19 protein-coding genes are annotated in these 21861 nt (G+C 71.6%); 11 read left to right on the forward strand and 8 right to left on the reverse strand.

The annotated features are described in order from the left end of the window. Positions 1 to 159 (reverse strand): CsbD family protein (locus tag PPSIR1_RS51315; RefSeq protein WP_006974487.1); only part of this gene is annotated, 159 nt, incomplete at its 3' end. 367 nt (positions 160 to 526) lie between these two features. Between PPSIR1_RS51315 and PPSIR1_RS46615 the strand changes: the two genes are divergently transcribed. Both PPSIR1_RS46615 and PPSIR1_RS27600 read left to right on the forward strand, forming a co-directional pair. Then, complete coding sequence (locus tag PPSIR1_RS46615) at positions 527 to 700, forward strand: DUF1328 family protein (protein WP_006974488.1); 174 nt, start codon at positions 527 to 529, stop codon at positions 698 to 700. A gap of 94 nt (positions 701 to 794) precedes the next feature. After that, entirely contained in the window at positions 795 to 1301 is a 507-nt protein-coding gene (locus PPSIR1_RS27600) for a hypothetical protein (RefSeq protein WP_006974489.1), read from the forward strand. A gap of 626 nt (positions 1302 to 1927) precedes the next feature. On the opposite strand, the gene PPSIR1_RS27605 is transcribed toward PPSIR1_RS27600, so the two are convergent. Both PPSIR1_RS27605 and PPSIR1_RS48345 read right to left on the reverse strand, forming a co-directional pair. Next, positions 1928 to 3364, reverse strand: coding sequence for a BNR-4 repeat-containing protein (locus PPSIR1_RS27605; protein WP_006974490.1), 1437 nt, complete (start codon positions 3362 to 3364; stop codon positions 1928 to 1930). Between the two features lie 60 nt (positions 3365 to 3424). After that, a complete protein-coding gene (locus PPSIR1_RS48345; protein ID WP_006974491.1) occupies positions 3425 to 3754 on the reverse strand; it encodes a PilZ domain-containing protein in 330 nt (109 codons plus the stop codon). Between the two features lie 265 nt (positions 3755 to 4019). On the opposite strand from PPSIR1_RS48345, the gene PPSIR1_RS27615 reads away from it, so the two are divergent. The 9 genes from PPSIR1_RS27615 (at position 4020) to PPSIR1_RS43940 (ending at position 12776) form a co-directional block, all read left to right on the forward strand. Beyond that, the gene (locus PPSIR1_RS27615) at positions 4020 to 5279 is read left to right on the forward strand and encodes a dipeptidase (protein ID WP_006974492.1); all 1260 of its coding nucleotides are present in this window, start codon (positions 4020 to 4022) and stop codon (positions 5277 to 5279) included. Between the two features lie 156 nt (positions 5280 to 5435). Continuing rightward, on the forward strand, positions 5436 to 6761 hold the full coding sequence (locus tag PPSIR1_RS27620; protein WP_157596044.1) for a cytochrome P450: 1326 nt from the start codon (positions 5436 to 5438) through the stop codon (positions 6759 to 6761). Positions 6762 to 6966: 205 nt separating this feature from the next. After that, positions 6967 to 7095 (forward strand): hypothetical protein, encoded by a 129-nt coding sequence (locus PPSIR1_RS50855; protein ID WP_006974494.1) that lies wholly within the window; start codon positions 6967 to 6969, stop codon positions 7093 to 7095. Between the two features lie 67 nt (positions 7096 to 7162). After that, complete coding sequence (locus tag PPSIR1_RS43935; protein ID WP_157596045.1) at positions 7163 to 7807, forward strand: extensin-like domain-containing protein; 645 nt, start codon at positions 7163 to 7165, stop codon at positions 7805 to 7807. Positions 7808 to 7824: 17 nt separating this feature from the next. Beyond that, positions 7825 to 8877, forward strand: a complete 1053-nt coding sequence (locus PPSIR1_RS48350; protein ID WP_006974496.1) for an ABC transporter permease subunit — start codon at positions 7825 to 7827, stop codon at positions 8875 to 8877. Beyond that, complete coding sequence (locus PPSIR1_RS27635) at positions 8787 to 9305, forward strand: ABC transporter permease (RefSeq protein WP_006974497.1); 519 nt, start codon at positions 8787 to 8789, stop codon at positions 9303 to 9305. The genes PPSIR1_RS48350 and PPSIR1_RS27635 overlap by 91 nt, the downstream gene beginning before the upstream one ends. Beyond that, the gene (locus tag PPSIR1_RS27640; RefSeq protein WP_006974498.1) at positions 9302 to 10282 is read left to right on the forward strand and encodes an ABC transporter ATP-binding protein; all 981 of its coding nucleotides are present in this window, start codon (positions 9302 to 9304) and stop codon (positions 10280 to 10282) included. Before PPSIR1_RS27635 ends, PPSIR1_RS27640 begins: the two co-directional genes overlap by 4 nt. Before the next feature lie 126 nt (positions 10283 to 10408). Further along, entirely contained in the window at positions 10409 to 11422 is a 1014-nt protein-coding gene (locus PPSIR1_RS27645; protein ID WP_006974499.1) for a polyamine ABC transporter substrate-binding protein, read from the forward strand. Positions 11423 to 11882: 460 nt separating this feature from the next. Further along, positions 11883 to 12776, forward strand: coding sequence for a DNA-processing protein DprA (locus tag PPSIR1_RS43940; RefSeq protein WP_006974500.1), 894 nt, complete (start codon positions 11883 to 11885; stop codon positions 12774 to 12776). A gap of 208 nt (positions 12777 to 12984) precedes the next feature. On the opposite strand, the gene PPSIR1_RS27655 is transcribed toward PPSIR1_RS43940, so the two are convergent. From PPSIR1_RS27655 to PPSIR1_RS43950, 5 genes are all read right to left on the reverse strand, one after another. Next, the gene (locus PPSIR1_RS27655) at positions 12985 to 15099 is read right to left on the reverse strand and encodes a PAS domain-containing protein (RefSeq protein WP_006974501.1); all 2115 of its coding nucleotides are present in this window, start codon (positions 15097 to 15099) and stop codon (positions 12985 to 12987) included. A gap of 98 nt (positions 15100 to 15197) precedes the next feature. Then, a complete protein-coding gene (locus PPSIR1_RS27660; protein ID WP_006974502.1) occupies positions 15198 to 15884 on the reverse strand; it encodes a hypothetical protein in 687 nt (228 codons plus the stop codon). A 479-nt stretch (positions 15885 to 16363) separates the two neighbouring features. After that, entirely contained in the window at positions 16364 to 16630 is a 267-nt protein-coding gene (locus PPSIR1_RS27665) for a hypothetical protein (RefSeq protein WP_006974503.1), read from the reverse strand. Positions 16631 to 16647: 17 nt separating this feature from the next. After that, positions 16648 to 20382, reverse strand: a complete 3735-nt coding sequence (locus PPSIR1_RS43945) for a serine/threonine-protein kinase (protein ID WP_198154627.1) — start codon at positions 20380 to 20382, stop codon at positions 16648 to 16650. Positions 20383 to 20446: 64 nt separating this feature from the next. Beyond that, positions 20447 to 21724 carry a GNAT family N-acetyltransferase gene (locus PPSIR1_RS43950; protein ID WP_006974505.1) on the reverse strand — a complete coding sequence of 426 codons (1278 nt, stop codon included), beginning with the start codon at positions 21722 to 21724 and terminating at the stop codon, positions 20447 to 20449. Between the last annotated feature and the right edge of the window lie 137 nt (positions 21725 to 21861).

Consider the following 21861-nt stretch of genomic DNA (forward strand, 5'->3'; position numbering starts at 1 on the left):
CCACTCCTTGGTCTCACCGTAGCGCTCCTCGAGCTTGCCGATCAGCCGGTCGCGCCGGCCCTCGCAGCGCTCGACGTCGTCGTCTGTCAGCTTGCCCCACTGGGTGCGGACCTTGCCCTTGAATTGATGCCACTGTCCTTCGATTTGCGTCCAGTTCATTGTGTTGTGATTTCCTCTCGTTGGTTGTTCGTGTGAATCGTTAGTGGATGTTCGAGGCCTGCGCTGGTCGGGCGCCTCGACCTCTCGCCGGGTAGACAAAGCAAGGCTCGTGCCAAGCCCGGCGCGGGCTCTCTGAGCGGGCGCAGGCCAGAGCCCCGAGGCCGGATCGGCGGCGCGATCGGGTGGTTCTGACACAGCGCCCGCGTGCCCCGTGTCGGACCGGCACAGCTGGCATCGGTTGCCGACGGGGGCTCGCCCTCGCCGGGCCACTCGGGCCGCGAGGGCGGCTTGGCACGCGTATTGCTCCACAGTCCAGCGACGCGCTCACCTCCACCACCCCGAGCGACTCACCACGAAAGGACCAGACATGCTCAGAGCCTCCATCGCCTTGTTCACCATCGCCCTCGTCGCCGCCGTATTCGGCTTCGGTGGCATCGCCGCCAGCGCGGCCGGCATCGCCAAGCTCTGCTTTTGGGTGTTCCTCGGCCTCGCGCTCGTGTCCTTCGTCTTCAACCTCGGCCAGGAAGCGACCGCCTCCTGACCGCCACCACGACGACGACACCGAGACGACGACGACGTCGACCCGCACGAACACGACACACGACACGACACACAAAGAAAGACACCACGACACGATGACCCACCCCGCCCAGACCAAGACCCCCAACGCCACCGCCCTCCGACTCGCCGCCGCGCTCATCGCCCTGTCCGCGGTGTTCGCCTGCCAGCCGAGCGCGGGCGAAGACCACGAGCCCACGAGCCTCGCCCACGCCACGCAGCGCGCCGCCGCGGAGCTCGATCGAGCTCAATACGAGGCCGCCCGCGAGGCCAGGGAGACCAAGCGCGAGCTCGGCGAGGAGCTCCGCGACACCAGCCAGCGCATCGACGACAGCCTCGAGCGGGCCGAGCAGAACCTGAGCACCATCGACGAGCGCCTAGACGCCGCCCGAGCCAAGGCCCGGTCCGAGGGCCGCGAGCTCGGCCGCGAGCTCGAGTCCGAGGTCAGCGAGGCCAAGGCCGAGCTCGAGGTCAAGGCGGACGCCCTCGAGGAGGCCAGCGCCGAGCGCTCCCGAGAAGCCCTCGCCGAGCTCGACGCGGCGCTCACCGAGCTCGATCGAGCCCTCGACGCCGTCGCCAGCTGAGTTCTGTTTTGCCCCCACAGCCGCTTTGGGACCGGGGACGCTTCGTCGCTCCGCTCCTCCTCTTTGGCTTGGTGGGCAATGAAGTTCGTACCTTGGAGAAGGCTCGTGGTCGCCCCCGCTCGCGGGGGCGTGGGTTCGTTGACAGCCTCTGAGTCGTGGACGTGGGGCGGGGAGGGCGTGGCGTCGTCCACGACGACTAAAATGGACAGGGACTGTGAAATCTTCACAGTCCCTGAGTCGTGGACGTGGGGCAGGGAGGGCGTGGCGTCGTCCACGACGGCTAAAATAGTCAGAGGGTTGGCCAGAACTCGTTTTGGCCGACCCTCTGAGTCGTGGACGTGGGGCAGGGAGGGCGTGGCGTCGTCCACGACGGCTAAAGCAGACAGAGGGTTGGCCAAACTCGTTTTGGCCGACCTCTGTCTGCTGTTTTGCCCCCACAGCCACCTGGGACCGGGGACGCTTCGTCGCTCCGCTCCTCCGCTTTGGCTGGTGGGCAATGGAGTTCGTGCCTTCGAGAAGGCCCGTGGTCGCCCCCGCCAGCGGGGGCGCGGTCTGCCCCCACAGGCATCCGAAGACCGGGGGCGCTCCGTCGCTACCGCTCCTCCGCTTTGGCTGGGCAGAGGCGACTAATCCGGATCGATGATCATCGCCGCCACGGCCGAGTCCCAGTTGCCGCGGTTGTTCGAGTAGCCCCCGCGCATCCACACCAACGCCGTGCGCTCGTCCTCCCACTTGGGGATGATCGGGCGCAGGTTGTCGACGTCCGAGTCCGCGGTCACGGGCTCCCAGCTCCACATCCACGGGTCGCCCGCCTTGGTCGCCCGGAACAGCTCGTGGTGGGTCTCGCCGTCGGCCTCGGAGACCAGGGGCTCGCCCGTGCTCGGGTCGACGTCCGTCGAGATGTAGACGGTGTCCGGATCCTCCGGGTGCAGGGCGATCAGGCCCGAGTAGTCGTCCTCGCCCGAGTACAGGCGCGTGCCCGCGTAGGCGATCTCCTGGGTCCGCCACTGAGCCTGGTCGAAGCGCCCGTAGTGGTAGCGCAGGTCGAAGCCGCCGTCGTAGCGCGGCACGCCGGCGCCGTCGCGCTGGACCGAAAAGGCGATGTAAGGCTGCTCCTCGTCGTCGAGCTCGATGTCGACGGTCCAGGCCACGTGGTCCTCGTCGCCCTCGAACGCCAGGGTCAAGTCCCACACCGCCAGCCCCGCCTCGAGGCCCTCGCCCAGGGCGCCCAGGGCCTGCCCGAAGGAGTCGTGGATCATCCCGTCCTCGATGTAGCCGTGGTAGATGCTCGTGTCGTAGTTGCGCGGGTGGTCCTCGGTCGCGATGAAGTGCAGCCGGCCGCTCCCGTCGTAGGCGTACTTGAGGTAGGGGCTGTAGCCGTCGAAGCCCTCGAGCCAGCGCCCGCCGTAGGTCCAGCTCAGGCCGTCGTCGTCCGAGAACATGTAGTTGGGGTCGTGGTCGTAGCCCCGGAAGAAGTTGTAGATGCGCTGATCCGGCCAGCGAAACAGGTTGGAATAGGTGACGTTGTCCCCGCGAAAGTCCTTGTCCATGCCCGGCGTGTCGAACTCGATCGCCTCGGACCAGTCCAGCGGATCGCCCGCGGAGCTGCGCCGGATGTAGACCATGCGCTCGGTCGCGTGCTTGGAGTAGACCGCGAGCAAGCCCCCGTCGAGGGTCGGCAGGAAGGCCGGGTTGTTGTGGTCGTCCTGCTCGAACTGCTCGTGCAAGATGATGGACTCGACCGCGTCGAGCTCGATGTCGTAGGTCGCGACCTCGACGTTGCCCCAGCCGTCCATGCCCATGGTCGAGTTGAAGCCGCCGAGGGAGCGGACGGAGCCGACGACCAAGACGCCGTCGTGGACCACGACGCGCTCGTCCATGAACCACGACCAGGCCCCGTTGTCGTTGAGCTGGATGATGGGCGCGAGGGACCAGCCGGGGGCCGTCCCGGCCGACTCTTCGCCGAGCTCGTCCCCGTTGTCATCCCCGGCGTCCTCGCACGCGACGAGGGCGGTCAACGCGAGGACCAGCAGGCCCCGGGCGCTCGAGCTCGAGGAGGTCATGGGCGGAGCCTAGCCGATTCTCAGACCCTGCCTGCTGACCCGGAGGGTCAGCCACGGGGCTCAGGCCGCCTGCAACAGGTAGTCGCGCACGCGGGTCCGAGTCCCGAGATCCATGTCGAGGATCTCGAGACCCCAGACCGCCTCCGAGTCCACCCCAGCCCAGGCGCTGCGACGACGGAGCACGGCGTCGACCTCGGTCCAGGCGGCGTCGCGGCGGCCGAGCTGGAAGCGGACGCGGACGGGGCCCAGGGGCAGCGCGCGCGCGGGGGTGACGACGGCGAGGCCGTCGGCGGACAGATCGAGCACCTGACACGGGACCACGCGGTCTCCGAAGTCGATGGTGCCAATGGAGCGGAGCTCGACTCGGTTGCGATGGCGTCGGTCGGACATGTCTGATACTAGGCCACACTTACCTACATGTATGCAAGCATGAAATTTGACTTTTGTAGGTTTACGCCGAGTCAGCGTTCGTACTGTGTTTGAGACTAGTTTCGGGGTTTGACGCAGCTGAGTTGGACGCTGGAGCGAAGTCCGCGGACCACGCGACAGCAGCCATGACAGCTCCGGCGTCCCGAGCGCTCGATGGGGATGCGAGAGTCCAGCCATGCACCCGCGCCCTCTCGGGAAACTGGCGCTTTTTGCGCTGTCGCTTGGCTTGGCCGCCCCGGCCAGCCTGGGCTGCACCCCCTCCCCCACCCAGCCGCCCCAAGCGAGCGACAACCAACAGCCCGAGCCCGAGCCCGAGCCCGCCAAGACCGAGGACCCCGCCGTCCTCGCCCCGCTCCTCGCCAAGCGCTTCATCATCCTCGACGGCCACGTCGACGCGCCCATGAAGCTGGCCATGGCCGAGCGGGACCACGAGCCCACGCCGACCATCCACGACCACGCCGGCGACACCGACTTCGACTACGCCCGCGCCAAGGAGGGAGGCCTCGACGCGCCCTTCATGTCGATCTACACGCCGGCGCGGCTGCAAGACCAGCCCGGAGCCAGCAAGGCCTTCGCCGAGCAGAACATCGCCTACGTCCGCGAGCTGATCGCCGCGCACCCCGACCGCTTCGGCGCGGCCTCGACCCCCGCGGACGTGCGCGCCAACTTCGAGGCGGGCCGGGTGTCCCTGCCCATGGGCATGGAGAACGGCTCGCCCATCGAGGACGACCTCGCCAACGTCCGCCACTTCTACGACCTGGGCATCCGCTACATCACCCTGACCCACTCCAAGGACAACGCGATCTGCGACTCCTCCTACGACGATCGCCACACCCACGAGGGGCTCAGCGCGTTCGGCCGCAGCGTCGTCGAGGAGATGAACCGCGTCGGCATCATGGTCGACGTCTCGCACGTCTCCGACGACACCTTCTGGCAGGTCATGGAGCTCAGCGCGGTCCCGGTCATCGCCTCGCACTCGTCGTGCCGCCACTTCACCCCGGGCTTCGAGCGCAACATGAGCGACGAGATGATCGCCGCGCTGGCCGAACGCGGCGGGGTCATCCAGATCAACTTCGGCGGCAGCTTCGTGTCCCAGAGCTACCGCGAGGCCAGCGACGCCGCCGAACAAGAGATCAAGGCGCTGTTCGAGGAGGCCGGCGTCGAGTGGGGCGACGCGAAGGCCATGGAGATCGCCGAGGCCTACGCCGCCGAGCACCCCATCGAGAAGGTCGACGTCAGCGTGGTCGCGGACCACGTCGACCACGTCGTGAAGCTCGTCGGCATCGACCACGTCGGCCTCGGCTCGGACTTTGACGGCGTCGGCGACAGCCTCCCCGAGGGCCTGTCCGACGTGTCGATGTACCCCAACCTGATCCGCGAGCTGCTCGAGCGCGGCTACTCCGAGGGCGACATCGAGAAGCTGTGCGGGGCCAACGTGCTGCGCGTGTGGGACGAGGTCGAGCGCTACGCGGCCTCGCGCCGCTGACTGACCGCGCCCCCACCCACGGAAGGGGGCCGTCGTGGCTTTGAAGGCGTACGCCACGCGAAGCGCTCGAGCCGAGGCGAGCGGGAGTCCGCGGGAGCCACGGCGGCGCTGCCGAGCTGCGCGAGCCGCCCGCGGATCTCGTGATATAGCCAGGTGGTGGATGCGATTCGTGAGGCCAAGGATGCACCCCGGCTGGGCGGTCGCCTCCCGGTCCTCGGGCACTTCGTGTCGATGTCGAGGAACTCCCTGTCGATGTTCGAGCGGGCGCACAGCCAGCTCGGGCCGGTGTTCTGGTGCGACTTCGGCTTTGGCCACGACACGCTGATCGTGCTCGGCGAGGCCGGCATGGAGGTGTTCCGCAGCAAGGCGACCAACTCCTCCCACCTCGCCCAGCTCGAGACCTTCCTGGGCAAGTCGATGCTCGTGGTCGACGGGCCGGACCACAAGCGCATGCGCGGCGCGAGCGGGCACGCGTTCACGCCCGCAGGCCTGCGCCGGGCCAAGGTCGGCGACATCATCGGCGAGACCGTCGCCCGCCGCCTCGGCGAGTGGCAGGGCCGCGAGCGCGTGCCCGTGGTCGTCGACACCCGCACCATCGCCCTCGAGGTCATCTTCCGGGTCATGGGCGTGGAGGTCGACGACCTCCAGGCTTGGTCGAAGTGGTACGGCGAGTACACCCTCGGCGCGCTCAACCTGCCCCTCGAGTTCCCCGGCACGCCGCTGTGGCGGGCCAAGCGAGCGCGCCGCTGGCTCGACGAGCGCATCCGCAAGATGATCACCACGGCGCGGTCCAAGGACGACCACGACAGCCTCGTCGGCGCCATGGTCCACGGCCGCGACGACCAGGGCGCGGGCATGTCCGAGGCCGAGCTCATCGACAACCTGCTGATCCTCGGCTTCGCCGGCCACGAGACCACGGCCTCGACCATGGCCTGGTCGATGATTCACCTCGCCCACCACCCCGAGTACTGGGACCAGCTGCGCGAGCAAGCCACGGCCCTCGACGGGGTCCCGCGGGACTTCAAGGTCCTCGCCGAGCGCGTGCCCATCGCGGTCGGCATCTTCCGCGAGAGCCTGCGCCTTTACCCCCCCGTCGCCCAGGACACGCGCCTGGTCCACGCCCCCTTCGAGATCGCCGGCTACCGCGTCAGCCCGGGCTCGACCGTGGGCACGAGCTTGATGCTGCTCTCGCGCAGCCCCGACCTCTACGAACAACCCGAGCGCTGGCTGCCCGAGCGCTGGGTCGACCGAGAGCGCAAGCCGACCCCCGTGGAGAACTGCCAGTTCGGCGGCGGGGCGCACTTTTGCCTCGGCTACCACATGGCCCTGCTCGAGGGGACCATGTTCCTGGTCCAGGCCGCGCGCACCCTGGCGGCGTGGGGCGTGCGTCCGGCCCCGGCCGGGGCCATGCCCAAGCCGCGCTTCCTGCCCCTGGTCCAGCCGCCGCGCAAGGCCGAGCTGCGCCTGGAAAAGGCGCGCTGACGAAGCGGCCAGTCCCTGCTCATCCCCCTGCGCGTCGGCGAGGACGTCCGCGTCCTCGTCCTCGGCTTTGACGACCGCTGGAGCGGGAGCGCGTCGAGTCCCCTCCGGTAGTGCTCCGTGACGAGCGTCGACATGGACTACGCCTGCGAGGCCTTCGAGCCCGAGATCGCCCGGGTCTACTGGGCCCGACCACTACGGCTCGGACGTGTTCCTCTACGCCGACCACGACTACCTGTACATGGAGCACCTCGGGTCGCAGATCGGCAGCGACAAGGGCTGGCGCGCGGCCGAGGTCGCGGCGCTCCAGCGCGAGTTTGGCATCGCGCCTGGATGAGACGGGACGAGGCCGGATTGAGGCAGGACGAGGAGTCGATCGCCGGCCCCGCGCGTAGACTGATCCCGTGGCGCTTTTGCTGAGCACCTTCCCCTCTTGGCTCCCCGCCGCCCTCGGACTCCTCGACGTCGTCGACCCCGAGGTCATGCGCCCCCCGGATCCCATCGTCGCCTGCCACGAGCGCCTCGAGAACTCCGGGGTCGAGTTCCGCAAGTCACGCATCCCGCTGCACCCCAACAAGAGCGGGGACTTCACCTGCGGCGCGCCCCAGGTGGTCCGCTACGAGCGCGGACCGGGTGACATCTCCTACGGCGGGAGCCCGCAGATGGCCTGCCCCCTGGCCCTGGCGATGGCCGAGTGGGAGCTCATCCTACAGGAAGAGGCGCAGGCCCACCTCGGCAGCCGCGTCAAACGCATCAAGCACGTCGGCACCTACAACTGCCGGATGATGGCCGCCTACGAGGGCTGGATCAGCGAGCACAGCTACGCCAACGGCATCGACATCAAGTCCTTCACCCTCGCCGACGGGCGCGTGGTGCCCATCAAGGACACCTACTTCGAGGACACGCCCGAGGGGCAGTTTCTCCGGGCCATGTCCAAGCGGGCCTACGAGGAGGTGTTCAACGTGGTCGTGACCCCCGCGACGCCCGACGGCCTGCACGAGATGCACCTGCACTTCGACATGGCCCACTACACCTTCGACGGCAGCTGACGTGCTATGCCGCAGCGGTGAGCTCGGGAGCATCCAGCCGCGCGGGGCGAGCCTTCGCCCTCGCGCTCCCGGCCCTGGTGTTCGTGGCCTTCGTGGTCGCGCCGCTGCTGGTCCTCGGTGAGCTCGCCGACCCCTTCGAGCTCGCCGACTACGAGCGCGCCGCCGTGGCCCGGGCGTGGTCTCGCGGCCTGCTCCTGGCTCTGGGCGTGGCGACCCTGAGCGCGGCCCTGGCCGTGCCCCTGGCCCGCGCCGCGTCGCCCCTGGCCCTGCTCGGCCTGCTGCTGGTCAGCCGCAGCCACCTCGCCATGGGCGTGCTCGCCCTCGGGCTCGCGCCTGGTCCCGGGGCGGCGACGTTGACCCTGGTCCTCGACAGCCTGCCGCTGGCGGCTCTGCTGGTGGGCCTGCGCCTGCGGACGCGACCGCGAGCCCGCATCGACGCCGCCGCCGATCTGGGCGCGAGCTGGCTCGAGCGCGCGTGGACCTTCGAGCTCCCCCACCTCGCGCCGGCCCTGCTCGCGGCGTGGTCGTGGGCTCTGCTCCAGGGCCTCGGGGACGTGGTCGCCTTCGAGCTCGCGGGCGGCGGACACAGCTACACGCCGGGCCTCTTGATCCGCGACGCGCTGCTGCGCGAGCAAGCGGGAGCCCGAGCGCTCGCGGGCGTGCTCGGCATCCTCGTCGTCGCCCTGCCCTGCGCGTGGATGGTCGCCGGCGAGCTCGAGGGCTTCGAGGCCCACGCGCGCCGCGGCGAGCTCGCGCCGCGCACGACGGCCCCCTGCGCGCGCGCTGGAGCTGGGACGCGGCCCTCGGGTGGGCGCTGTTCCTGGCCATGCTCGCCGCCCCCGCGGCCCTGCTGCTCGGGGAGCACCCCGCCGGGCTCACGGCCCGCGACCTCGAGCTCGGCCGCCTCGGCGCGCGCAGCCTGGGCCTCGCCGCGGGGGTCGGCGCCCTCGCCAGCGCCCTCGCCTTTGGCCTCGCCCTGGTGCCACGAAAAGCGCACCCGCGCCTCGTCGCGGCCGCCCTGCTCACGCCCTTCGCCCTGCCGCCAGCGATCTCCGGCCTGCTCACGCTGACCGCCGGCACGCGCCTGGGCCTCGGGCCGGGTCCGACCCTGACCGCCCTCGCCCTGCTCGGCCCGACCCTGCCCCTGGCCTACCTGTGCGCGCGCCCTCTGGTCGCCGGCCTGCCGCCGCAGCTCCTCGAGCTCGCCCGGGACCTCGGCGCCAGCGCCCGCGAGCGCCTGCTTCGGGTGTGGTTGCCCCTGGGCCTGCCCGCGATCCTGGTCGCGTTCGCGGCCGCGTTCGCGTGGATCCTCGGCCAGGCCGCGCTGCCCTCGTTCACCTCCGGGCCCGGCGGCGACACCCTCTCGGTCGCGCTGACCATCCTCGCCCGCGGCGGCGCCCTGCCCCTCGTGCGACGCTGGGCCGCGCTCTCGATCCTCGCCCCCCTCGGCCTCGCCCTCCTCGCCAAGCTAGCCATCACCGCCACGACCCGCCGATGACCGCCAACGCCGACCTCGACGCCCGCGGGCTCCGCAAGGCCTACGCCGGGACCCTCGCCCTCGCCGGCGTCGACCTGCACCTCGACGCGGGCACCCACGCGTGCATCATGGGCGCGTCGGGCTCGGGCAAGACCACGCTGCTGCGCATCCTCGCCGGGCTCGAGTCCGCCGACGCCGGGGAGCTGCGCATCGCAGGGCGGCGCGTCGACACCCTGCCCCCCGAGCGCCGACCGACGCGCAGCGTGTTCCAGACGCCGACCCTCTTCCCCCACCTGAGCGTCCTCGACAACCTGCGCTTCGTCGACGGGCTGCGGGCCAGCGCCGCCCTCCCGCCCCCGCCCATGGACGCCGAGGCCCTGCTCGACGCCGTCGGCCTCGACCCCTCGCGCTTTGGGGCGCGCTCCATCGACGCCCTGTCCGGCGGCGAGCGGCAGCGCGTCGCCCTGGCCCGCGCGCTCTACCGGCCGCCGCCCTGGCTGCTCCTCGACGAGCCCCTGTCGGCCGTCGACAGCCCGCGCCGCAGCGCCCTGCGCCGCACCCTCGCCCAGCTGCGCGCGCGCCTGGGCCTGGGCATGATCCACGTCACCCACGCGGCCGGGGACGCCCTCGCCCTCGCCGACCGCCTGCTCATCTTCGACGCGGGCGAGCTCGTCGGCGCCGGCGCTCCCCGGGCGCTCTACGCCCGCCCGCCCAACCTCGTCAGCGCGCGCCTGCTCGGCGAGCTGAGCCCCCTGCCCGGCGCCGAAGCAGGCCGCTACCTCCGCCCCGAGCACCTCGAGCTCGTCCCGCCCGAGCGCGGCCGCGTGCGCGCCAAGGTCCTCGCGCGGACCTGCTCGGGCCCGCTGTGGACCCACGAGCTCGCCCTCGTCGGCGAGGACTCCAAGGCGCACGTGCTCGCCTCGGGCTCCCGACCGTGGGAGGGCGCGGACAGCTGCGGCCTCGACTGGCGCGACGAGGACGTCCTCGAGCTGCGCTGAGGCGCGGTGTCTACGGCCGGAGCGCCGCGCGACGGCCTTTGCTACTCTCCTCGCCTCCGCGTGGCGCCCCCGACCTCAACCTCTCTGGCCTCCTCGGCCCTGTCTCGACGCGCGCTGCTGCGAGGGATGATCGCGGGAGCGGGCGTCGGCGCCCTGGGCTGCCGACGCGGCCGCGCCCTCGCCCTCTACAACTGGGGCGACTACCTGGCCCCCGAGGTCGTCGAGCGCTTCCTCGAGTCCCAGGCCGGCGCGACCTTGACCCAGGACTTCTACCTGTCCGAGGCCGAGCTCGGGGCCAAGCTCCGCGCGGGGGCGGCCTACGACCTGTGCGTGCCCATCGACTACCAGCTCTCGGGCTTGCAGCGCGACGGCGTGCTGCTCGAGCTGCGCGCGGAGCCCAAGGGCGCCCACCACCTCGCGCCCGAATTCCCGATCTGGTCGGCCCGCGCGACCCGGGGCGGGGGCAAGTACGCCATCCCCTACCTGTGGGGCACGACGGGCATCGGCTACGACAGCGAGCGCGTTGATCCGGCGCCGACGAGCTGGAACGCGCTGTTCGACGCGCGCTACGGCGGGCGCATCTCGGTCATCGACAGCAAGGGCGACGTGATGGACCAGGGCCTGCTGGCCAGCGGCCTGGGCATCAACTCCATCGACAAGGCGGCGATCCGCGAGCGCGTCTACCCGCGCCTGCGCGAGCAAAAAAAGCTGCTGCGCGGCTACGACAGCAACCCCGCCGCCGCGCTCATCAACGGCGACACCTGGATCGCCCAGATCGACAGCGGCGACCTGCTCCGCGCCCAGGCCATGCGCCCGAGCCTGCGCTACCTCGTCCCCGAAGAGGGCGCCGCGGTGTGGACGGACTACCTGGCCATCCCCGACAAGGCCCGCGACCCCCAGCTGGCCCTGCGCTTCATCGAGTTCCTCCTCGACCCCGAGATCGCGGCGCTCAACGCCAACACCCTGCGCTACGCCACGCCCAACGCGACCGCGCTCGAGCGCGGGCTGATCGCCGACGCGCACGATCGGCAGATTTACCCGGACCCCGAGCTGCGCGAGCGCCTGTTCACGAGCGAGGACTGGGACGGGAATACCAAGCTGCTCGTCGACGAGCTGTGGCTCGAGCTGCGCGCGAGCTGAGTCGTGGACGTGGGGCAGGGAGGGCGTGGCGTCGTCCACGACGGCTAGAGCAGACAGGGACTGTGAAAACTTCACAGTCCCTGAGTTCTGTTTCGCCCCCACAACCGGCTGGGACCGGGGGCGCTTCGTCGCTCCGCTCCTCCTCTTTGGCTTGGTGGGAAATGAAGTTCGTGCCTTGGAGAAGGCTCGTGGTCGCCCCCGCTCGCGGGGGCGTGGATTCCTTGACGGCGCGCCGCCCCACGACCCCAACGCCCTCTTGCTCCATAGTCACCGTGCGTCAGCATAGCCCGCCCCGAGGTCCAAGCGCCACGACGACACCGGGCCTCACCGGCGTCTTTCTTTCTCGGGGTCTCGGCCTCGAGCTTGGCGATTCGGTGTTCGTGGTCATGCCCCCCGAGTGCCCGCTCGCCGGCAAACGGTTTAACTCGAAAACCCCGCCCGCGCGGGCCGACGAGGAAACGTGCGCCCCGAACTCGCCCACGCTCGCCTCCAGGTCCGGCTGCTCGCCGCCGCTCCCCTGCTCGTCGAGGGGACCCAGCTGGGCCTCGGACCCCGCTCGCGCCGCCTCTGCGAGCTCCTGGGGCCCCTCCCCCCGCCGCCGCGCCTGGCCGTCGTGGGCAGCCGAGCGGCCCACCGCGCCTACCTCGACTGCCTCCCCGCCGTGCTCGAGCTCGCCCGCAGCCGCGGCTGGTCGCTGGTCTCTGGCGGCGCCCTGGGCATCGACGGGGGCGCGCACCAGGCCGCCCTCGACCGCCGCGTGGCGCAGCTGGCCGTGCTCCCGTGCGGCCGCGACCAGCCCTACCCCTCACGGCACGCCGCCTTGTTCACGGCCATGCTCGACGCCCCCGAGGCCGGCCTATTGTTCGCGCAGCCCGTGGGCACCTCACCGACGCGAGCCATGTTCGCCTCGCGCAACGCGATCGTCGTCGGCCTGGCGAGCGCCGTGTTGGTCGTCGAGGCACGCTCGCGCTCGGGGACCATGGGCACGGGGCGGCTGGCGCTGGGCCGGGGCGTGCCGCTCGCGGCCGTGTCGGGCTCGGCCGGCGCGGGGCGCTTGATCGCCGCCGGAGCCCGGGGCTTGCCCCGCCCCGGAGGCCCGACGCACCGAGACCTACGCGCGGCCCTCGACACCTTCCTCGGCGCGGCCCTCGACCCCCAGCGCACCATCGAGGAGCCGACGCGGCCCTGGCCCGAGGCGCTCTCGGACCTGCGCGCACGGCTGCGAGCCGCCGGCCCTCGCGGGCTCAGCATCGACGCCTGCCCCGACCCCGAGGGCACCCTCTCGCAGCTGTGCGAAGCGGAGCTCCTCGGCCTGGTCACCGAAGCCACGCCGGGCCGCTGGGTCGCCCTGTGAGCCGAGAGCTCAGCCATCCACCAAACGAAGCTCCCGGCCCCCCGGTGGTTTGAGACCGCTCTTCATCCCCGCCAACTGACGCCCCCGCCAGCGGGGGCGACCCCATGCCCTCTCCCAGGCACGAACCCCATTGCCCACCAGCCAAAGCGGAGGAGCGGAGCGACAAAGCGTCCCCGGTCCAAAGGCGCCTGCGGGGGCAAAACAGGCTTCAGGTCGTCGCCGACCAGCTCTCGCCGGCGTCCCGGCTGACCACCGGCCGAAACAGCACCCGAAAGGCCACGCCCTTGCCCGGCCGGTTCTCGACCAGCAGCCCCCCGCCGTGAGCGCGCACGATCTCGGCCACGGCCGCGAGGCCCAGGCCCCGACTCGCCGGCTTGGTCGAGAAGAAGGGCTCGAAGATGCGGTCCTCGATGGACGCGTCGATGCCCCCGCCGGAGTCGCGCACGATCAGCCACACGTAGCGCCCCGGCTCGAGCGAGGTCCCGGCGCGCAGCTCGGCCAGCTCCTCCTCGCCGAAGTCCCCCACCCCCGTCGCCAGGGTCAGCTCTCCGCCCACGCGCCCGATCGCCTCGGAGCCGTTGTTGGCCAGGTCGAGGACCAGCTGGCGCACGCGGTGGACGTCGACGGACACCGCGGGCAGGTCCGGGTGCAGCGACAAGCGCACGCTGACCGCGTCGAAGATGACCGCGTGGATGGCCTTGGCGAGGTTGGCGACCAGCGAGCTCAGGTCGACCTGCTCGATGCTCGAGCGCCCGTAGTTGCTGTACTCGAGCATCGACGCGGCCATGCGCGCGGCCTCGCCCGCCGCGGCCTCGATGTCGAGGACGCAGACCGAGGCCAGGGTGTCGGGCTCGAGCTCGTCGAGGGCCATGCCCGCGTTGCCGAGGATGCCCTCGAACAGCTCGCCGAATTCCCGCGCCGTGCTGCCCGCGAGCACGGCCAGGTTCTCGAACTTGTGCGACTCGCCCTCGAGCTCGCGCAGCGTCCGCTGCATGCGGCGCTGCTCGGTGACGTCCTGAGCCACGGCGGTGATCACCGGGCCGCTGTCGCCCTCGCCCTCGCGCCGCACCTTGGCGACGACGAAGAGCTCCCGGACCTCGCCGTCGACGAGCAGGCGATGCTCGAGGGTCAAGCGCGTGCTGCCCTCCCCCCGGGCGCCCTCCTCGAGGGCGCGGCGCGTGGCCTCGACGTCGCTGGGGTGGAGCAGATCGAGGAGGGTCGAGAGCTTGTGGTCGTCGGCGCTGGGCAGGCCGCAGATCCGGCCGAAGTGGCTGTCCCAGCCCATGCGATCGCGCTCGACCACCCAGGTCCACCAGCCCAGGCGACCGAGCTCCCGGGCCTCGTCGAGCTCGGCCTCGCGCTCGCGCAGGGTCTCGCTCATGCGCACGGTCTCGGTCACGTCCATGGCCAGGCCGCCGATGTAGGACTCGCCGCCGGGACCCTCGAAGGGGAACTTGGCGCCCTTCCACCAATTGACCACCCCGCCCACGCCCACGGCGGGCTCGAGGATGTTGACGATGTCCCCGGTCTCGAGCACCTCTTCGTCGATGGCGCGGACCCGAGCCATGAGGCTCGCGGGCAGCAGCTCCTCCTCGAGGCGCCCGACGACGTCCGCCGGATCGATGCCAAACTTTTCGCGAAAGCCCTCGCTGATCCACCCCACCCGCCGCTCGGAGTCGCTCAGGTAGGCGACCAGCTGCGAGGCGTCCATGAACATTCGAAAGCGCTCCTCGGCCCGGGCGTACTCCTGCTCTTGCTCCTCGACCAGCGCGACCAGGTCGTAGTGCGCGACGAGGTTGCGGGCCACGCTCATGATCGGGCCCAAGCTGGCGATGAAGGCGTCGTCGAAGCCGCCGCTGCGATTGATCAACCCGACGACCAGCTCGTTGCGCGCGACCTCCGTGTCCGCGGCGGTCATCCTCGGCGCGGAGCTGCGCGCGATCGGCAGGGTGAGCATGTTGTCCACCGGCAGCTGCGGGTTGGCCTCGAACAGCTTGGGCCGCCGCGCCGTGAACAAGTCGGCGAGGGGCCGGGGGGGCGCCGCGCCGGCTCCGAGCTCCTGGAACAGGTCGTGGACCCAGAGCATCAAGGTGCCGTTGGGGTCGGCGTCGCTTGCCTCGACCGCGCCGTGGCTGACCAGCGGAACCGGACCGCCCGCTTCCCAGGTCAGCGGCAGGGCGAAGGCCACCGCGGCGCCCGAGAGCTCGACGAGCTCGACGGCGAAGCTCGACAGGGCCCGGCCGAGATCCTTCACGCCTCGCTCGGTAGGGGCGAGCATGCGCTGGATGGCGACCAGGACACGGTTCGGATCGGGGGCCGCCATGGACGCCGCCGATGGTGCCACGAAAGGGCTGAGCTGGGGGCGCGAGTTGTCGCTGCGCGTCTTTGCGCCCCTAGCAGTCGCTCCGGGCGAAGTTGCGCTCACTCGTAGCCGACGAGCAGCACGTCGAGGATGTCGGCGCTCCCGTCGAGCAGGTTGATCTCGGAGATGAAGTTGATCTCGATCATGAAGCCCTTTTGGTCCGCGAACTCGCCGGTGCCGCCGAGCAGCTCGCCGCTCCCGAACGAGGTCGTGACCACGGTCAGCGGCGGGGAGTAGCTGCGCACGAACTCCTGGGTGGCGACCATGTCGTTGATCTCGCCGAAGATCGGGGCGAAGTTCTCCTCTTGGCTCGCCAGCATGGTCCCCCGGTCGGGGAGGGTGAGGGTGTAGGTGGTGTCGGCGAGGGCGGTCTGGGTGTCGAGCAGCTGCTGCTCCGAGCCGAAGCCGATCAAGTTTCCACAGCGGTCGAGGACCTTGGTGCCGACGAAGGCGCCCTCGGAAATCTCGGGCTCGTCGAAGGTGTCGATGGTCGAGGGGAAGGGCGCGAGCAGCCCCCCCGTCGCGCTGGTCAGCGCGAAGGCGTCGGGCTGCAGGGAGAACATGAACACCTCGATCGAGCTGAAGTTGGGCACCATCAGCTGCGGCATCTCGAAGCCGGTGCATCCGACGTTCGCGCTCAATTCAGCGTTGTCGTCGACCGGCAAAGCGCGCAGTTCCCCGGAGTATTGCTTGTCCTCGGTGGCCTCGGAGTCACATCCCGCCAGCGCGGTGACGGCGAGAACCATGCACGTAGTGAGCAAAGTAACGACATTGCGAATCATCATGTTTTTACCCTTCATTCCTGCACGCGCCTACACTATCTCCCATCCGCGCACCTGCTGAAGCTCAGCGGTCTACGGCGAGAGATGCCCCAACACCTCGTCCCTACCCAAACCAAGAGTGGCATGTGCGGCCATGCAGAGCTCGTAAATTTGATCGGTTAATTTCAACTACACTCTCTCCTTGTACTTTCGATCAGTTTTGACGACTCATCCGCTAAATCGAGACACATTGCCGAGGTATTTTGGTGATTTTCGCCATCTAGACTGCAGTCGAGCGCTCGCCACCAAGTGCACCGAAGACCGAGGCTTGGATGATCGACCAGTGACCGGCGACCCGTTCGATCGCGAGACGGGGGTGAATCTTCGCCCGTCATTCGCGCGACTCGCCCGAGGTCCAGGTCGAGCAGTCGGGCTCCGGCCCAGCGTCCGGTCGCCGGCCTCCGCTATAGGGTTCGGGCCCGGTCGCGAATCGTCAGCTCTGCAACCAGCTCGCCTGCGCGATCCGCCTCGAGCATGGCCCCCAATCGCCGCAGGCGGGTCTCGGCAAGCTTTGCCAAGTCGAGGGCACCGCGCAGGTCGTGCGGGGTGAGGACCACCGCCTGCGCGAGCTGACACAGGCCCACGTGGCGCTGCGCGACGAGGGACTGGGCCTGGTTCGAGAGCACCTCGAGGCCGACGTACTCGTCGCTGGCTCCGTCGCCCGAGCCCACGCCCAGGCGCAGCGAGGTCAGGCCACGTCGAGCTCGCGGAAGGGGTTGCCGAGGACTTCGCTCTCGCTCCGGGCCCGCGCGAGCAGCTCGGGGCGCCCGCCCGCGGGGCTCGCCTCGGCCATGACCAGCAGCCCACCGATGCTCACCTCGCGCATGCCCAGCTTGTCGGCGATGGTGACCGCCTCACCAGCGTGGCGGCGCGCGTCCTCGGGGCGACCCTCGGTCAGCGCGACCAGCCCGAGCAGCTCCTCGGCGCGGGCGAGCTCGGCCTGGGCCCCGGCGCGGCTGGCCATGTCTCGGGCCCGTCGGGCCGCGCCCCCGGCCTCGGGCACCCGCGCGCCGAGCAGCAGGTGGCGGCCGTACTCGACGTGGACGAGGGCGAACAAGCGCGGCTCGTCGAGGACTTTGACGAGGTCTCGGGCCGCGTCGAGGATGTCGCTCGCGTCCTCGATCATGCCGAGGTCGCGCATGATCCGAACGCGCAGGCAGTAGGTCCGCGCCAGGCCGCGGCGGTCGCCCATCGCCCCCTTGTCCTTGGCCGCGCGCTCGAGCGAGCGCAGGGCACCGCTGGCGTCGCCCGCCAGCGCGCGAGCCTGAGCGAGGTGCAGGCGCACGCTCGAGGCTGTCCACCGCTGCTGACCCGCGTTGAGGGCGAGGCAGCGCTCGTAGGCCTCGATCGCCGCCTCGGCCTCGCCCCGGGCCAGGAACAGGGCGCCGGCGCTGCGCTCGAGGGCCGCCGCGACGGCGTCGCGCTCGGGGGTCCGCGGCTCCCGAGGGTAGGTCTCGAGGTCTGCTCCCCCCGCCTGCAGCTCGCCCCAGGCGCGGTCCAGGAAGCCCGCCGCGCAGTGGGTCTCGGCGGCCTGGGCCCACAGCCCCACGCGCTCGACGGTGCGCCGCGAGCCGACCAGCTCCAGGCCCTCGCGGCAGTAGTTGAGGGCCGACTCGTAGTGGCCGAGCTTGCTCGCCACCCGGGACAGGTTGCACAGCTGGCGCAGCTCCTCGTCGAGGTCGCGCTCGCTCTTGGCCCGGCGCCGCGCGTTCTCGTAGGCCTCGCGCGCCCGGGACAGCTCGCCGTGCATGAAGTGGTTGTCGCCCACGGACATCGAGCGGGCCGAGCTGACCGGGCGCAGGGCCGCGAGCTCGACCTTGGCCGCGAGCTCGAGCTCGGCCGAGTGCCCGTCCTGGGGGCGCAGGCCCAGGAGTCGATCGGCGAGCTGGCGCTTGCCCATGGTCCGGGCCAGCCCCGCGCCGCGGGTGCCGAGCTGCTCGAGGCGCGAGTCGTCGGACTCGTCGAGGGTCGCGGCCAGGCGCTGCAGCGCGCTCAGGGCCCCGCCGTGCTCCTTGCGCATGAGCTCGAGCTCGGCCGAGGCGAGGTAGAGCTCGGCGCGCTCGACCGCCGGGAGGGAGTCCGCGACCTCGAGCAGGGCCGAGAGCTTTGACAGCGCCCGCAAGGGGCGGTGCTCGGCCGCCGCGCGCTGGGCGAGGGCCACGGCCCAGGTCCGCGCGTCGGCCAGCTCGCCGGCCTCGAGCAGGTGGGCGAACAGGGCGTCGTCGCGGGCGACGTCCTCCTCGCCGCGGATGATCTTGCGCAGGCGAGCGGCGCAAAAGCGGTGCAGCTTGCGGCGCGCGGCCTCGTGGATGTCGTCGTGGATGACCCGGCGCAGGACCTCGCTCGAGAACCGGTAGACCACCGCCCCGCCCTCGCGGTGCTCGGTCAGCATGCCGCGGTTGACGGCGTGCTCGAGCTGCCGGACCAGGAGGTTGCGCGGGCGCGTGTGCAGCTCGGCGAGGTGGCCGAGCTCGAAGCCCCCGGAGCCCACGGCCAACACCGAGCCCGTGCGGAGGGCGGTGACCAGGCCGTCCTCGAGCTCGTTGAGCGTCCCGGCCAGCTGCACGCGGAGGCTGCGGGGCACGGGCCACAGGGCGGCGTCGAGGTACCACGAGCCCTCCCGGCGGATCAGCAGGCCCGACTCGAGGGCCGCGCGGACCAGCTCCCGGGCGAACAGGGGCCGGCCGCCGCTTTGGTGGTGCAGGCTCTCGGCCAGATCGAGCTCGGGCTGCTCGCTGCCCAAGAACTGGGCGAGGAGTCGGTCGTAGCGCTCGGGGGCGATGGGCCCGAGGCGCTGACGCAGGCAGCGGGGGTGCGCCCGCAGGCACCGCTCGAGGCGGCGCAGGGCGTGGTTGGGGGGCAGCCCGTCGTCCTGGTAGGCGACGACGATCAGCAGCGGGCTGTGGGGCAGGCGGCGAAACAGCAGCTCGACGAGCTCGACGGTCTCGCCGCACAGGTGCGCGTCGTCGATGGTCAGGGCGAGCGGGCGTCCGTCGGCCACGAGGGCCTCCACGGCCCGCACGATCAGCATGTCCACGCGCTCGCGCGGGGACAGCTCCCGGGTCACCTCGGTGCGCACGCCTCGACGGGGGCGCCGCCGGGGGGCCGCGGCCGAGAGCCCGGCGAACAGCTGCGGGTCGGGCTCGCGCCTGCTCGCCAGCTCCCCCAGGCCCTCCCGGTTCAGGGCCGGGAACACCTCGACGAGGTCGGCCGCGATCTCGACCAGGTCGCCGGCGGCCTCGGGGCGGCGGGCCATGCCCGCCGTGAGCACCTCCTCGAAGGGCCCGAGGCGCCCGTGGTCCTCGTCGGCGCGGGTCCGCAACAGCTCGATGCTGCGCTGCTGGCAAGCCAGCACCAGCTCGTCGAGCAGCGTGGTCTTGCCCATGCCGATGGCCCCAGACAGCAGCACCAGCTGCAGCCGCGAGCTCCGGGCCGTGGTCAGGCGCGCGTCGAGGGCCCGCAGCTCCCGGTCGCGACCGATCGCCTTGCCCAGCATGGTCCGCGCGTCGGCCTCGCCGCCGAGGGTCCAGGCCCCGCGCGAGCGGGCCGGCTCGATGAGCAACGTGGCCGCCGTCGAGCCGTCGGCGTAGAGCGACAGCCGCTTGGCCACGTCGCCAGCGTCGCCCGGGCGCCGCGAGGGGTCCTTGGCCAGGAGCTCGACGACGAGCAGGTCGAGGGCCCGGGGCAGGTCCGTGCGCAGCACCGCCGGGCGCACCGGGGTCGCCTCGGTGATCGCCTGGAGCACCGCCTGGCCGGTCCCGACGAAGGGCGGGCGGCCGACGATGCACTCGTAGAGCAGCAGCCCGAGGGCGTAGAGGTCCGTGCGCGGATCGGTGTCGCCGCCCCAGACCTGCTCCGGCGCGAGGTACTCCGGGGTGCCCATGGACAGCGCGGCCTGAGAGCCCTCCCCCGCCGCCTGCACGTCCGCGATGGGGCTCAGCCCGAAGTCCATGACCCGGACGTGCAGCGCCCCGTCGACCATGCTCAGGTTGAGGTTCTCGGGCTTGAGGTCGCGGTGGATGACCCCCTCGCCGTGGGCGTGGGCGAGGACCTCGGCGACCTGGCGGCCGATCTCCGCGGCCAGGGGGATCGGCAGGGGGCCCGGCAGCAGCAAGTCCCGGAGCGTGCGCCCCTCGAGCAGGGGCATGACCAGGAACAGCAGGTCGCCGTCGCGGTTGAACTCGAAGATGGGCACCAGGCCCGGGTGCTCGAGGCCCCGGACCTGCTTGGCCTCGTAGCGCAGGCCGACCTCGAGCAGGTCGCGCCCGGGGTGGTCGCCGATGACTCGGATCGCGACCTCGCGCTCGTCGACGAGGTCGAAGGCGTGATAGACGACGCCCGCGCCCCCCTGCCCGAGCTCCCGCTCGAGCACATAGCGTTCCCGGAGGATGCGCCCGTCCTGCACCAGGGACGTGTGTACCATCGCGGCGCTGGCGACGGTGCACCCACCCCGACCGAGAAGAGCCAAGCAGAGTCTAGAGAGCGGCTCAGAGCTCCAGGCGCATGGGCAGCCAGGGCTCGGTCCCGCCCCCCTCGGGGGCCTGGCCGTCGACGCGGGTGAAGCCGCAGCGGGCGTAGAATTCCCCCGACTTCGAGGGCGCATGGACGCGCAGCTCGGGGTCCCCCGCGCCGCGCCGCGCCCGAGCCAGCGCCTCGACGATCCCCTCGCCGAGGCCGCGACCGGCGTGACTCGGCGCGACGACCACGGCGCGCAGCCGGCCGAGATCCCCCGCCCCACCCGCGCCGGCCCAGCCCGCCTGGGGGTCATGGAGCGCGCCGCCCACGACCTCCCCGCGCACGCGCGCGACACACCAGACGCTGCGCGCGGCGATCGGCCCGAGCGCGTCCAGGCTCTCGACGTCGGGGCCGAAGCCGCGCGCGGACCACAGCGCCTCGAGGGCCCCCCGCCAGGCCTCGGGGACGGCCTCGAGGGTGTCGTGCAGGCTCACCTCGACGTCGGGCCAGCTGTAGTGCCACCACACCGGGCCCAGGCCGCTGCGCAGCGCCGCGGGCAGGTGCTCGAGCTCGTTGTGGGCCTGGAGCAGGGCGCCGCCGCCGGGATCTCCGAGGGCGAGCTGCACCCGGGTGATGCCGGTGTTGCCGTGCACGAAGGCGCTGCGCTGGTACCACGGGACCTCGAACAGGCGCCGGAGCCAGCGCGACATCAGATCGCCGTGCACGACGACGATGGCCCGGGACCAGCCCCGCTCCATCGCCTCCGCGCCCAGGGCCTGGGTCCACGCCATCACGCGATCCAGGCGCGCCCAGCAGTGCTCGACCGGCTCGGCGCCCCGCGACTCGACGCCCCGGCCCGAGTACCAGCCCGCCTCCGAGATGTCGCGGCAGTGCACCGGGTGGGCCGCCTCGAGGGCGTCCGCGTTGGCCGTGGCCGCGGCCCGCTCGCCGACGTAGGCGCCCCCGACCTCGTAGAGATCCCCCTGGCAGCGAAAGCGCTCCCGCGGGACCTGGCCGACCTCGGCGATGGCCTGCGCGGTGTCCAGGGCCCGGCGCATCGGGCTGGCGACGAGCAGGGTGTCGGGCCGCGCGGCCAGGGGCCCGAGGGCCTCGCCGACGATGGCCGCCTGGCGCCGGCCGAGGGCCGAGAGCTCCGGGTCCGCCGCGCGCCGCGTCTCGTACAAGTCCTTGGCGCGGACCAGATCGCCGTCGCAGTCCTCGACGCTCTGGGCGTGGGCGACGTTGTTTTGAGACTGAGCGTGCCGCACGAGCAGCAGGTTCAGGCGCGACGGGGGGAGCCTCCCTGGCATGCCCCAAAGCTACCCTACCGCCGGCGACACGCTCACCCCGCGCGGGTCACGAGCGGGCAACGGTGCGCGCTCAGAGGGTCGGCCAAAACGAGTTTGGCCATCCCTCTGTCGACTTTAGCCGTCGTGGACGACGCCAC

This window comes from Plesiocystis pacifica SIR-1, assembly GCF_000170895.1.
Classification (GTDB): Bacteria; Myxococcota_A; Polyangia; order Nannocystales; family Nannocystaceae; genus Plesiocystis; species Plesiocystis pacifica.